This is a genomic window from Brevibacillus jepli (assembly GCF_047229145.1).
Taxonomy (GTDB): domain Bacteria; phylum Bacillota; class Bacilli; order Brevibacillales; family Brevibacillaceae; genus Brevibacillus.
On record NZ_JBFEFW010000002.1, the window covers coordinates 197,283 to 210,386 of the forward strand.

12 protein-coding genes are annotated in these 13,104 nt (G+C 42.7%); 4 read left to right on the top strand and 8 right to left on the bottom strand.

Features of this window, described 5'->3' with window-relative positions; genetic code table 11:
• Positions 1-16 precede the first annotated feature (16 nt).
• Genes AB1L17_RS02945 through AB1L17_RS02955 form a run of 3 tightly spaced genes read right to left on the bottom strand, consistent with a single transcriptional unit; the run spans position 17 to position 3,616 of the window.
• Positions 17-1,549: a class I adenylate-forming enzyme family protein gene (locus AB1L17_RS02945; protein WP_412844039.1), complete on the bottom strand. Its 1,533-nt coding sequence runs from the start codon at positions 1,547-1,549 to the stop codon at positions 17-19.
• 31 nt (positions 1,550-1,580) lie between these two features.
• Positions 1,581-2,363: an enoyl-CoA hydratase/isomerase family protein gene (locus tag AB1L17_RS02950; RefSeq protein WP_412844040.1), complete on the bottom strand. Its 783-nt coding sequence runs from the start codon at positions 2,361-2,363 to the stop codon at positions 1,581-1,583.
• Positions 2,364-2,401: 38 nt separating this feature from the next.
• Positions 2,402-3,616: a CaiB/BaiF CoA transferase family protein gene (locus AB1L17_RS02955; protein WP_412844041.1), complete on the bottom strand. Its 1,215-nt coding sequence runs from the start codon at positions 3,614-3,616 to the stop codon at positions 2,402-2,404.
• Positions 3,617-3,832: 216 nt separating this feature from the next.
• Here AB1L17_RS02955 and AB1L17_RS02960 point away from each other — a divergent pair, with 216 nt between their 5' ends.
• From AB1L17_RS02960 to AB1L17_RS02970, 3 genes are all read left to right on the top strand, one after another.
• Positions 3,833-4,744, top strand: a complete 912-nt coding sequence (locus tag AB1L17_RS02960; RefSeq protein WP_412844042.1) for a LysR family transcriptional regulator — start codon at positions 3,833-3,835, stop codon at positions 4,742-4,744.
• Between the two features lie 185 nt (positions 4,745-4,929).
• Positions 4,930-5,349 (top strand): SRPBCC family protein, encoded by a 420-nt coding sequence (locus AB1L17_RS02965; RefSeq protein ID WP_412844043.1) that lies wholly within the window; start codon positions 4,930-4,932, stop codon positions 5,347-5,349.
• Positions 5,350-5,721 carry an ArsR/SmtB family transcription factor gene (locus AB1L17_RS02970; protein WP_412844044.1) on the top strand — a complete coding sequence of 124 codons (372 nt, stop codon included), beginning with the start codon at positions 5,350-5,352 and terminating at the stop codon, positions 5,719-5,721.
• 118 nt (positions 5,722-5,839) lie between these two features.
• On the opposite strand, the gene AB1L17_RS02975 is transcribed toward AB1L17_RS02970, so the two are convergent.
• Complete coding sequence (locus tag AB1L17_RS02975; RefSeq protein ID WP_412844045.1) at positions 5,840-6,415, bottom strand: hypothetical protein; 576 nt, start codon at positions 6,413-6,415, stop codon at positions 5,840-5,842.
• 229 nt (positions 6,416-6,644) lie between these two features.
• On the opposite strand from AB1L17_RS02975, the gene AB1L17_RS02980 reads away from it, so the two are divergent.
• Positions 6,645-7,610 (top strand): DHH family phosphoesterase, encoded by a 966-nt coding sequence (locus AB1L17_RS02980; protein ID WP_412844046.1) that lies wholly within the window; start codon positions 6,645-6,647, stop codon positions 7,608-7,610.
• 63 nt (positions 7,611-7,673) lie between these two features.
• Here the strand turns inward: AB1L17_RS02980 and AB1L17_RS02985 are convergent, their stop codons facing one another.
• The 4 genes from AB1L17_RS02985 to AB1L17_RS03000 all read right to left on the bottom strand — a co-directional run bounded on the left by AB1L17_RS02985 (position 7,674) and on the right by AB1L17_RS03000 (position 13,087).
• Positions 7,674-8,252, bottom strand: a complete 579-nt coding sequence (locus AB1L17_RS02985) for a dihydrofolate reductase family protein (protein WP_412844047.1) — start codon at positions 8,250-8,252, stop codon at positions 7,674-7,676.
• A 168-nt stretch (positions 8,253-8,420) separates the two neighbouring features.
• Positions 8,421-9,899 carry an Lsa family ABC-F type ribosomal protection protein gene (locus AB1L17_RS02990; protein WP_412844048.1) on the bottom strand — a complete coding sequence of 493 codons (1,479 nt, stop codon included), beginning with the start codon at positions 9,897-9,899 and terminating at the stop codon, positions 8,421-8,423.
• A 296-nt stretch (positions 9,900-10,195) separates the two neighbouring features.
• On the bottom strand, positions 10,196-11,881 hold the full coding sequence (locus AB1L17_RS02995) for a long-chain-fatty-acid--CoA ligase (RefSeq protein WP_412844049.1): 1,686 nt from the start codon (positions 11,879-11,881) through the stop codon (positions 10,196-10,198).
• Positions 11,882-11,908: 27 nt separating this feature from the next.
• Complete coding sequence (locus AB1L17_RS03000) at positions 11,909-13,087, bottom strand: lipid-transfer protein (protein WP_412844050.1); 1,179 nt, start codon at positions 13,085-13,087, stop codon at positions 11,909-11,911.
• Positions 13,088-13,104 lie beyond the last annotated feature (17 nt).

Genomic DNA, 13,104 nt, shown 5'->3' on the forward strand with positions numbered 1-13,104 from the left:
CTTTTCTTGAAGCCATTTATAAAATTGTGGATTCAGATTGATGATCCACGTAACGGTTACGCAATTCATACTTCAGTATTTTCCCGGAAGGATTTCTAGGTAATACGTCCATGAAAAATACTTTGCGAGGAATCTTGTAACCCGCAAGATGTTCCCGGCAAAATTCAATTAACCGGGTAGTATCGATGGTATAACCAGGTTTGGCGACAATGATGGCTGTAACTAATTCGCCCCACTTCTCATCGGGAACCCCAATTACAGCCGCATCCAATACCCCCTCATATGCGTGCAAGATGTTCTCCACTTCAACGGAATAAATATTGCTGCCACCCGAAATAATCATATCCTTTTTCCGATCTACAAGCGTTATGAAGCCGTCTTCATCAATGGAACACAAATCACCTGTGTATAACCATCCGTCACGAATTGCCTCAGCTGTCGCCTCAGGATTTTTATAATAACCCTTCATCATCATTTCGCCCCGCAGGATTAATTCCCCGATCTCTCCATGTACAATTTCTTTTCCATAAATGTCAACGACCTTCGCTTCCGCCAAAAATCTCGGCTTTCCACTTGTACCCAGCTTATCCTTGTGATCCTCTGGATTTAAGTATATCCCACAAGGTCCTCCTTCTGTTAATCCGCATCTGTTGTTAAACTGGTCCGTCTTAAATAGCTCCATGCATTGTTTTATTAATTCTGGAGACATGGGCGCTCCCCCATATCGTAAACTTTCAATCGAAGACAGATCGTATTTTTCCTTGTTAGGGACTTGGAGAATCATGTTATACATGGTAGGAACTGCAATAAAGGAATGGATTTTATATTGATCAATGGCTTCCAAGACTTCTACAGGATCAAATTTTTGTTGAATGATCGCCGTTTGACCCAAGAAAAGATCTTTGTAAATGGTGCTAAATCCTGCCCCGTGAAAAAACGGCATGAAATGCAGGATGCGCCTCTCCAATTTTTCACCGTTCAAACCTAGCGAATTAAAAATGTACAAGATGGCCCGGTGATGATCGAAGACTGCACCTTTTGGCTTTCCCGTTGTACCGGATGTATACAAAATGTGAGAATCGTCATCTTGTTCCACAACTACTTCTGGATCTTTTTCATTTTCTGTCAGTACAGCTTGAACAGACAAATGTCCTTTTACATGTGCACGATGAACAGCAATACAATGAGCTACTTTGGTGGATCGAGCCTCTTCAATTAAGTCTCCGTATTCTTCATCATAAAAGATCACCTTGGCATCAGAATGATCAATGATGTACGCCGCTTCTGTTTTCGTTAACCGAACGTTAATCGGAACAGTGACAGCACCGATCTTTGCGGCTGCAAACAAAACGATTGGAAAGAGATCGGAATTTTTCATCATCAAGCATACTTTGTCACCTTTATGGACTCCAAGTGATAGCAAGCCATGTGCCAAGCGATTAACGATACGATTTAGCTGCTCATACGTGTATGTCTTATCTTGAAAGATGATGGCAACTCTTTCTGGTATGATACTTGCATTTCTACTAAGTGAACTCCCTATATTCATGTAGATGCCCCCCCATCCCAAAAATTTCAAATCATTTCCCTTTAAACTGTGGCGCACGTTTCTCCAGGAAGGCTGTAACCCCTTCTTTAAAATCTTCCGTCTGAAAGCATACTCCTTGGCCAAAGGCTTCCATTTCCAAAAAATCTTCTAAACTGACATTTCCGCTAGTATGAACCAATTGCTTGATCAGTCCGATTGACAAGCTCGGACCTTCTGCAATCTTATTTGCGATGGCAAATGCCCGCTCCAGTAAGACGTGATCATCAACTACTTCATTTATCATTCCGATTTGGTTAGCTTGTTCAGCTGAAATACGCTCACCTAACAGCATGAGTTCTTTGGCTCGATGAGGACCTAGTAATTGTGTCAACATATGAATACCGCCGAAATCAGGTAGAGCACCAATTTTAACAAAGCTCTGTACAAAGAAAGCGGACCGAGCTGCAATGACCAAGTCGCAGGCAAGCGCTAAACTGACACCAGCTCCTGCTGCAGCTCCATTCACCGCTGCTATGATTGGCTTTTCTACTTTTCTCATTATGAGAAGTAGCTCTTGGATCAACTTCAATCTTTTGCGAGTCTCAAAGGCATTCGAAGTATCGCCTTTGACGTTATTCAAATTTCCTCCAGCACAAAACACTCGTTCTGCTCCGGTAATGATCACCGCTTTTATTTGGTCATCATATTGAATTTCCTGGAGTGTACCGAGTATTTCCCACATGACTTCCGATATCGGATTGCGGATCTCTGGCCGATTCATTTTGATGAAGCAAACCTTGTTATCTATCGTCGTCACCGTATTTTTTGTATGCATGCCGCTCACCTCTTTACGATCTCAGATTGAATTCAGGTTTACATTGTGTTAGTCTGAGCCTTAATTGCTTGATTTTTGATAATATTAAGATTTTGCATATTCGCTATCTGTTGCTCAGAGTATCCGATCTCTGCCAATATTTCATGCGTATGCTCCCCTGACTTCGGTGCTAAGTGACGAATAGCGCCTGGTGTTTCTGATAATTGAATGGGAGGTGCAATCAGTGTAATCTCGCCAAGCTCTGGATCATGAAACGATTGGAACATGTTTCTCGCTATATATTGAGGATCAGTCTCTAAATCTTCTAGCCTATTTACTGGGGATACACACGTATCTACACCATCTAATTTTTCACTCCATTCCTGCAGTGTTTTCTGAATAATAATGGACTGGATTTCTTCTTTCATTTCGTTCTGTTCATGAATAGGTGCATGAATTTTGGAGATAAAATCTTCTCTTCCTATGGTTTTGCAAAAGGCCTCCCAAAATTTGAGTTCTGAAGTTCCAACTGACAGGTATCGATTATCTTTTGTTTCGTATACTTCATAGTTCGCTTTTTTTCCAAATAGATCATGAACGCCGCGCTCCAGTTTCTCTTTCGTCGCTAGGTATCCAGGAAGAATGACATGAAGCCACGAAAGAGCGCCATCCATTATCGACACATCAATAAACTGACCTTTTCCAGAACGGTTTCTCTCATATAAAGCCATTAAAATCCCAATCGTACCCATTAGCGCACCACCGCCAATATCACCAATTTGTACGGGGGGAACAACAGGCTTGCGATCTTTCTCCCCACAGTATTCGAGTAGCCCTGCATAACTAATAAAATTGATATCATGTCCAGGCAATTTTGAATAAGGACCAGTCTGCCCATAGCCAGAAATGGCGCAATAAATAAGGCCTGGGTTATATTTTTTCAGTACATCGTAACCGAGACCCAAACGATCCATAGCACCAGGACGAAAAGATTCCACAACAACGTCTGCTTTTTCAACGAGCTTCATAAAAATCTCTTTGCCTTGCTCTGTTTTGAGATCGATACAAATACTTTTTTTGTTGCGATTTACAGAATGAAAAAAAGCACTATTTTCTCCGATCTTTGGCTTTAATTCTCTTGCATAGTCACCCATGCTTGTATCTTCTACTTTAATTACTTCTGCGCCATAATCGGCAAGAAACATCGTACAAAAGGGACCCGGTAACAATCTAGATAAATCCAAAACGCGTACAGATTCTAATGCGAATGACACACAAATCACCCTTCCTGTTTTTTATACATTTTGAAAGCGTTATCAATATAAAAATAATTCAGAGTGTTAACAATATTAGGTTTATGATATTTTTAAAATAGCAATTTTAAAAGTTTAGAAATGAAAACGTATGTTATGTAAATATTATTGGCTCATATAAGTAAGCAAGCCTAAAAGACATTCTGTACACTAATCAAAATTTCGTGGGGTGAAGCTATGCGTATCGAGCAACTGATATACATAACGGAAATAGCCAAGACGGGTTCCATTGCGAATACGTCTGAACGTCTCTTCGTTTCTTCTCCTGGGATAAGCCTTGCGATCAGCAGTTTAGAAGAAGAGCTTGGCGTCAAAATATTTGAACGCTCACGAACTGGATTAGAACCAACCCCAACAGGAAAAAAGCTGATTACGCGCGCGCAGGAAATTTTAAATCATATCGAGGAATTTAAGAACGAGGCGAAAAGTGATTCTTCCGAGCTCGAAGGACAGCTATCCATCTCAACTGTCCCAGGCATCTGTAGAAGTATCATCCCGAAAACCTTGGCAGCTATTAATACAAAATTCCCGAAGGTTCATCTACAAATTAAAGAAACACATCTTTCTCAGGTTCGAAAAGATGTGTTAAACGGTGATGCCGACTTGGGTATCATCTACTCCTTTCCTTCTTCCCATGAAGAAAACCAATTACTTACGGCCACACATATTATCGATAGCACTATGATGGTTTGTTTTCGAAAAGGGTACCCCTTAGCTGATAAAGATGTTCTGTTCATGGAGGATTTATATAAGCACCCGATTGTCGCCACCTCCAATCTAAACGACACCAGAAAATTTCATGCTTATGTTTTTGGTGAATTTAACAAAATCAATTTCCTGGTACAATCGCAAAACTATGAAACAAAAAAGCATTTCCTGCTACAAGGCTTGGCATTAGGATTTGAATCAGATTTAACTACCCGATTCGATCCGTTTTTTCAACGAGAAGATATTATTGTAAAGCCAGTAATCGGCAAGGAACCTCAGTTCTCCTATTATTGCATCAAATTGAAAAACCAATATTTTTCCGCTGTAGGCAAAGAATTTTTGAAAGAACTTCAAGCTCAAGCGAATCAATTTAGAGAATGACGAAATATTGAATGACTTTACCCAACCTATTGGTAGCTTCCGTATTTCTGAGGCTGCCTTTTATTTTTGCATAAGCTTTGGTCATTGGAGGAAAATTACCATTTACATGATACCAAAAGGTGTTATATCATCATGAAGTAAAACCAAAAGGTGTTATATTTACGTAACGAAACGGAGAGATTATTGTGGAACAAGTACAAGATATTAAACAAACCATCGTTTTCGATGCGCCCATTCAAAAAGTATGGGAAAAAGTATCGACTGCTGAAGCTATTTCTACATGGTTTATGCCCAACGATTTCCAGCCAGTGGTTGGTCATGAGTTTCATATCCAATCCCCATTTGGCCCTTCGCCGTGTAAAGTGCTGGAGGTAGAAGCCCCTCATCGCCTTTCTTTTGCCTGGGATACAGACGGCTGGGTAGTCTCGTTTCTCTTAAAAGACCTTGGAGACAAAACGGAGTTTACCCTTATTCATGGCGGATGGAAAGCTGCAGATGAGATCCTTGGAAAAGCGAACGAGAAGAGCGCTGTGATCCGCGACAGAATGAATCAAGGCTGGGTTGGTATTGTTCACGAACGTCTGAAAAAGGTTGTGGAAAGCTAAATGTCTGCTTCAGCAGAAAAGGTTGATGTATTTCAAGCGATCGCTGACCCTACTCGACGAGAAGTACTTCGCTTGCTGGCTGAAAAAGAATTGCCGATCTCGGCGATTACCTCTCATTTCCCCATAAGCCGAACTGCTGTGGTCAAGCATCTCCATATTCTTGCCGATGCAGATTTGGTTACGGGTCATAAGGTAGGTCGCGAGAAAATATATCGGTTACATCCTGGACCCCTGACAGAAGTAAAACAGTGGCTTTCCTTTTACGAGCAGTTTTGGAACAACAAGCTGTCTATGCTTAAGCACATGGTGGAGACAGATGGAGATACGGAGCTTACGATCGTACAACCGGATCCTGATCAACGAAACAAATAGCTGCCCTGCCCTCTTGATCGATCGATTCTGCCAGATCAAGAGGGTTTTTCCTTGATGAAATCATACAAAAAGGCCGCCGATTTCTCGACAGCCTGGTGTAGTTCGGTTATACAGTAGATTACTTATTCAACAGCTCGGTCAGTTCAGTGGATTCGGTCAAATGCAGCGGTGCCGTTCCATATGCTTTGCCATCCTCAGAATCAAACATGTGGTTTTTGTTGTCTCCGCTCAATACGAAGAACAGTGTCTTCGCCTTTACTTCCGCTTTGTTATCTGTACCAACAGTTGCTGGCAATGTGTTTGTCGTTACTTCAGCATAGTTGAATTCAACCGCCAAAGCCTCTTTCTTGTCCTTCTCCACCGCTTGCGTGCTGTCGTCAAAACGCATTTGATCCGCTGGTGTTTCAAAACGCTTATTCATTAACGAAACAATTTCTTTGAACTTATCATCTTCCGGCTTCAGGGATGTTTTCTCCCCTTGCTTGTACACCACGATTTCTTGCGGTGCAGCGATTACTTGTTGCTCTTCCTTTTTCGCTTCTTCAGGCTGTGGTGATGTTGCTTCACCTGCTGGTTGTTGGGTGCCCGTTGCCGGTTGATTCTGATTCGTTGGTTGCTCTGCAGGCTGAGTGTTGCCACAAGCAGTTAGGACTGCTAACAGGAGTGCAGCTGGGATCAATGTAGACTTTTTCATGTTGAGGACCACCTTTTACATATTCTCTCCACGCTTCTACTTACTAATAGAAATAAGGGCGATCGCGAAATGTCGCGAACACGCCATGAATTATATTACATAGAATATAAGTTTGCAAATAATCACCAATTGATGTCTTCTCAAAGCACATCTTATTGATTCTAGGCAGAATGGGAAATAATGATGGAAGATCGTTTGAACGACGGTTATCTTCCAAAGGAGACACTTCATGAATCATCAAAAAATCGTGCATTTCAGTGACAAGGACTTGGATGGCGTATCATGTGCGATCCTGAGTCAGCTTGCTTTTTCCAATCAAGAAGTCGATTCGCGCGGAGTGACACCTTACACTGTCAATCAAGAAGTACAGAAGTTCATAGAAGAAGAGCTTACCCTCGAAATGTATGTCGTGATTACAGATGTAAGTGTCAATGACGAGGTCGCTTCGCTCATTCAGAAAAAGGTCGATCAGGGACATGCGTTTGTTTTACTCGATCATCACCCAACCGCCCTGCCATTGGCCTCCAAGTACGAATGGGCAAATGTTATCACGGAAGAATCGGGGAAAAAGACCTCGGCAACGAGCCTTTATTATGCTAACCTGGTAAGCCAAGGATATCTTGCTCCTACAGGCGTTCTCTCGGACTATGTGGAGCTGGTTCGTTCCTTTGATACGTGGGACTGGGATGCAACCGGTCTTGTTCAAGCCAATCAACTGAACATATTATTCTATATGGTCGAACGAGAAACGTTTGTTCAAAATGTGCTGGGACGCTTGCGTAGTGAGGGTGCCAATACGGATCAGTTCGTATTTAACGAAATAGAATCGATTCTCATCTATACAGAAGAAAAACGAATCGATGAATTTGAACAAAAAAAGCTGAAGCAAATGAAGCTGATTCCCGTAGAAATCGATTTAGACGAGCCGAAAACGTATCAAGTAGGCGTGGTATTCCTTGAACAATATCACTCCACGACTGGCAATTTCTTATGTAAAAATGCGGAGATGATTGATTTCGTCGCGATGCTCGATCCTGGGAAAGGCAGGATTAGCTTCCGAACGATTCGTGAAGACGTGGATCTGTCTGTGATCGCCCAGCATTACGGGGGCGGCGGTCATCCAAAGGCTTCTGGATGTTCCTTTACGGGCGTTACGTTAAAAGCCTTCGTGTACCCTGCATTACGAACGAATTAGAACAACATGAAAAAGCCCAATTTCCCGTTAAAAATTGAGAAATTGGGCTTTTATTGTTACCCACTATTTTACGATCTCATATCGCATTAGCATTGAGCCGCTTTTTTCGTAAAGCTTCGTTTCTATCAACTTCATATCGTGACGTGTATGAATGTTGTCAAAGTAATGCTTGCCACTGCCCAATAAGACCGGATGAAAGATCATTCGGAGTTCATCAAGCAAAGCAGCATTGATCAAACTTTGAACAAGTCCTGCGCTTGCCGCAACAATCATATCACCCTGTATTTGTTCTTTTAACTCCTTTATTTTCGACATGACATCAGAATGAAGGAGTGTAATGGTATCGGTGTAGTCCCCCCAGTGAACTTCCGTAAACTCACTATTATTGGTTGCTACAAACTTTGGAGTCTTATTCATAGCATCAGCCCAATCCCCCTCTTGGAACGGCCAAAAACCCGCAAAACCTTCATAGGTGACCCGCCCCATCAAGATTGCGTCAGCCTTCTGGAAGAACGCCAGACCATCATCTGTAGCATCCATGATGCCAGGCAACGCCCAGCTTACCATATTGTCTTCATCTCCTGTCGGCCCAGTAAAGATACTATTCAACGTGCTGCTTACGTTTGCAATTATTTTCCCCATCGAATCTTCACCTCTCTTTCGTATCTATTAACCTAAATTTACCACATGTCACTTCTCGGGATTTCTTCTCGATTGCTTATTTGTTCCTGTGGCATTCATACATAAAAAGAAGATGAGGAAAACGAAACGGTTTTCCCCACCTTCTTACTTCTTTTGGGACTTTTCGTCCTACAATTCAACGATCTTCGTAGCAATGTTATTGCAGAACTCCCTGTCATGCTCCACAAAAAGAATCGTTGGGGAGTGTTCGAGCAGTAGCTCTTCAATTTGCATGCGAGAAATTACGTCAATAAAGTTTAGCGGCTCATCCCAAATATGCAGATGGACTTTCTCGCAAAGACTTTTCGCAATAAGTACTTTCTTCTTCTGTCCGCCACTAAAAGCGGAGATGTCCTTCTCAAATTGCACGCGGGAAAAGTCCAGCTTGCGCAAAATCGATTTAAACAAGCTTTCATCGATCCCGTTGTCTCGCGCAAAGTCAGTTAGATTACCCTTTAAATGGGAGGTGTCTTGAGAAACATACGAGATTTTCAGTTGACTCCCCTTTCGGAAGGTACCCGAATGATCGATGTTCTCCCCGCAAATGAGCTTGAGAATACTAGATTTGCCAGAGCCGTTTTTGCCTGACAGCGCAATACGCTCTCCCTGCTCAATCGTAAAGCTGATATCTGAGCAAACTAGCTTCTCTCCGTAAGAAATCGAAACCTTTTCCAGTTCTGCCAATTGGTTCTTATGATAAGCAAGCTGTGCAATCTTTAAGCTATCCTGGTTTTCAATGTTTTTCAGCAGCTTCGATTTTTCCTCAATGGCGGATTGCTGTCTTTGCTCCATCGACTTGGAGCGTTTCATCATTTTCGCGGCCTTGTGGCCAATATACCCTTTGTCTACTTTGGAACCGGAATTTAATGTCCCATTTTTCGTCTTTTCCACTGCGTCCGACCAGTTGCTTGTGCGTTTGGCTGCGTCCGACAATCGTTTGATGTCTTTTTTTAACTTCTCGTTCTCAGCGAGTTCATAGTTATCCTGTCTCTGTTTATTTTCCCACCAATCGGAGAAGCTCCCTTTTTGCACCTCGATGTTTGTCTTGTTGATGGACAGGATGTGGTCTACGCAGTTGTCTAGAAATGCTCGGTCGTGAGATACCAGAATATAACCGTTTTTCGACTGGAGATAATCACTGACGAGCTTCCTTGCATGCATGTCGAGGTGATTCGTTGGTTCATCAATTAACAAAAAGCTGTTTTCCTTAAGAAATAAGGCAGCTAGCAGCACTTTCGTTTGCTCGCCGTTTGACAAAGATTCAAAGGGACGATACAGGACATCATCGGAGACCTTTAAGAGTGAGAACTCTCGCATTAATTCCCATAGCTGATAGTCTGGGACAATGTCTTCGATGATATCAAGCGTCTGATTTTCTTTGTTCTCGACTGGGAAAGGAAAGTATTCAAAGTTGACATGAGCACTAATCTTTCCGCTGTAATCATATTTACCAAGCAGCAGGTTGAGAAAGGTCGTCTTTCCTCGACCATTTCTTCCTGTAAAGCCCAATTTCCAATCTGTATCGAGTTGGAAGCTCACGTTTTCAAAGATATTATCGAAACTGCCCGGATAGGCAAATGTCAGGTTTGACACATTGATTAATGACATACAATCATCCTCCTGTATAAAAATAGAAAAGCTACAAGAAAGTCACCCTCTCTTGTAGCTCAAATAAATACAGCAAATCCAACTCAAAAAGGAGTTAGATAAGGATATATTGATTGAGTGAAAAGATAATGTAACTTTCTTGCATAGAAAGAATAAAACATGCGATGGGTATCGCTTTTCTGTTTTATTTTTTAAGCAAGAAAAGAATCCATTATACCTTTCAGCTCCTGTCATTAATTTAACTGCAGTGTAACACAACCATTTTTTCATTTCAATACATATCATGGAAAAACGCGTCATGACGACGCGATTTCCTCAGACTCCGACCCCAGGTATAAATTCTCATACTGCTTCACAATGTCTTTCTTGTTAAACTTACCCACACTCGTTTTCGGTATCTCTTCAACGAAAAGAATTTGATCCGGGAACTGCCATTTCGCAAAATGTTCGTACAAGAGATGCTCAAGCTCTTCTCTTGGAATGGTTTTGTTGTCCTTGGGACGAACGAGCGCCAGAGGGCGTTCCTGCCATTTGGCATGCGGGATGCCTACGACTACTGCCTCCAATACTTCGGGATGGCCCATTAACGCATTCTCCATATCGATAGAGGATATCCATTCGCCTCCACTCTTAATGACATCCTTCATACGATCGACAATTTTTACATATCCATACTGGTCGATGGTACCAACATCACCACTTCGCCAGTAGCCATTGCAAAAACCGCTTTCAAGTTCGGGTGCATTGTGGTAAGCACCTGTAATCCAAGGGCCTCTTAGGCATATTTCTCCGACTGATTTGCCATCACGCAGGACTTCCTCGCCTGTTATTGGATCACATAGCTTGATATCGATGCCTGATACCGGCAGACCTTGCTTTCGTCGTAAATCCCATATTTCATCCTCTGTTAATTTATTGCGTAGCGTTGGATTCAAGTGATAGTTGATGGCAACCAGTGGCGTCGTTTCCGTTCCGCCATAGGCATGAATCACTTCCGCACCTGTCAAATCTTTAAACCCTTTCATCAAGGAGACTGGCGGTTCTGATGCACCGCATAATAGCCTTGCCTTACTCAGATTCGGCTTTTTCTCTAAGGATTGAATATAGTGAAGCATGGAGAGTAAAAGAGCCGGTGATCCCCCTGAAATCGTTACACTTTCTGCAATCATCAAGTCTACAAGTGGTGATGTGTTGTCTGCCTGAAAACGTCCAGGAAAAATCATTTTTGCACCCATCATTACACAGATTTGCACGAGTCCCCATGATTGGGCGTGGAACATTGGAATAAGTACTAATAAGCAGTCATGACTGTTAACGCCAAAGTAGTTAGCGGCTGTCAAGGTGTGTAAATAGATGTTGCGATGCGAATAGTAGACGCCTTTTGGTCTGCCAGTCGTTCCCGATGTATAACAAGCACTATAAGCGGTCGTCTCTTCGATTATTGGCCAGTCATATTCGGCAGGCTCTTCCTTTATGCTTTCCTCATAGTGATAGATTGGCGACAACGTTGTTTTGATTTCAGACATGGGCTTATCTGACATGACGATAAAGCCTTTTACTGTTTGCAGGCTTGGAGCAATGGCTTCGGCTACCGACAGCAATGACTCATCGACAAAAATATACGAGGCTTCACTATGATTCGTGACATAGGATAGATCATCTGGTGAAATGCGCAAATTCATTTGCAGAAGCGTAGCGCCGATCCCAGGGATGGCAAAGTATAGTTCAAAATGCCGCTGAGAGTTCCAATCTAGCACGCCGATTTTGTCACCTGGTTTGCAGTCCAATTGATTTTCAAGAAAATTGGCTACCTTCATCATGCGCTGGTATGCATCTTTGTACGTATAACGATGTAACTGATTGTTACTGCGATAAAGAAGCTCTTGATCCGGAAAATTTCGCACAGCATGACGTATCAGAGTTGTCGTGTTCAATTGATAGTCATTCATCGAAGTAGATGGGCTTCCTTTTACCATTCTCATGAATAAATGCCTCCTCTATCTCATGTATTAACCCCTGCTATACATAGTGACCACACATGCACCACCGAGACCAAGGTTGTGCTGAAGCGCAATCTTCGCCCCTTCTACTTGGCGAATACCTGCATCCCCTCTCAAGTGCCAGACCAATTCCGTACATTGAGCCAATCCCGTTGCGCCTAGCGGATGTCCTTTTGACATGAGTCCACCGGATGGATTGACCACATATTTACCGCCATACGTGTTATTACCGTCATTGATCAGCTTCTCTGCCTCGCCTTCCCCGCAAAGTCTCAATCCTTCGTACGTAATGACTTCATTCGGGGTAAAGCAGTCATGCAGCTCTACAACATCGACATCTTCGGGGCCGAGTCCGGCTTTTTCATAAACCTGCGCTGCTGCACGAGCTGTCATATCACTGCCGACTAGATGCATGTTATTGTTTGTGCTATTCGGCTTATCCGTGGCCATAGATTGGGCGATGATTTTCACTGTTTTATGAATGTTATGCTTTTTGGCGAAGCTGTCACTGCATACGATGACCGCAGCTGCTCCACATGTCGGTGGACACGCCATCAATCTTGTTAAGCCTGGATATACGACAGGCGAATTCATCACTTCGTCTAAATGAAGCTCTTTTGTAAACAAGGAATATGGATTGTTAACCGCATGCTGCCTCGATTTCACGGCTACTTTTCCGAAAATATCAGGATTCGCTCTGTATTTTTCGATATACTCTGAACCAGCCGCCGCAAAAACTTTTAAAGCAACGGGTCCTTCAGGCAATTCACGGTTTAATTCATCAAACCGTTGGTAAATCCATTGAAAAGGCGATGTCCGATCGGTCCAATGCTCCCCTAACGCACCCGGTTGCATTTCTTCAAAGCCAAACGCCAGCACGCATTCAGAGGCGCCGCTTTCCACTGCTTGTCGTGCCATGTAAAGGGCGGTTGACCCTGAAGAGCAATTATTGTTTACGTTTATGATCGGTATCCCTGTCATACCTACTTGATACAATGATGTTTGCCCGCATGTGCTATCTCCATATACGTAGCTCGCATAGGCTTGCTCGACTTCTGCAAGCGTAATACCAGCATCAGCCAATGCCCCCGTAATTGCTTTTGCGGCCATGACTTCATAGGGTTCATTTTTACCTGGCTTTTCAAATTTCACCATGCTTACACCAATCACATTTGCTTGGTTCGTCATATCACTAACCTCCTGTT

Bases quoted from the DNA above. Each gene is read 5' to 3' on its own strand.
- AB1L17_RS02995 (WP_412844049.1), bottom strand. From the start codon at position 11,881: ATGAGAATGGTAAAAGGAAGCCCATCTACTTCGATGAATGACTATCAA.
- AB1L17_RS02970 (WP_412844044.1), top strand. From the start codon at position 5,350: ATGTCTGCTTCAGCAGAAAAGGTTGATGTATTTCAAGCGATCGCTGAC.
- AB1L17_RS02960 (WP_412844042.1), top strand. From the start codon at position 3,833: ATGCGTATCGAGCAACTGATATACATAACGGAAATAGCCAAGACGGGT.
- AB1L17_RS02945 (WP_412844039.1), bottom strand. From the start codon at position 1,549: ATGAATATAGGGAGTTCACTTAGTAGAAATGCAAGTATCATACCAGAA.
- AB1L17_RS02990 (WP_412844048.1), bottom strand. From the start codon at position 9,899: ATGTCATTAATCAATGTGTCAAACCTGACATTTGCCTATCCGGGCAGT.
- AB1L17_RS03000 (WP_412844050.1), bottom strand. From the start codon at position 13,087: ATGACGAACCAAGCAAATGTGATTGGTGTAAGCATGGTGAAATTTGAA.
- AB1L17_RS02950 (WP_412844040.1), bottom strand. From the start codon at position 2,363: ATGCATACAAAAAATACGGTGACGACGATAGATAACAAGGTTTGCTTC.
- AB1L17_RS02975 (WP_412844045.1), bottom strand. From the start codon at position 6,415: ATGAAAAAGTCTACATTGATCCCAGCTGCACTCCTGTTAGCAGTCCTA.
- AB1L17_RS02980 (WP_412844046.1), top strand. From the start codon at position 6,645: ATGAATCATCAAAAAATCGTGCATTTCAGTGACAAGGACTTGGATGGC.
- AB1L17_RS02985 (WP_412844047.1), bottom strand. From the start codon at position 8,252: ATGGGGAAAATAATTGCAAACGTAAGCAGCACGTTGAATAGTATCTTT.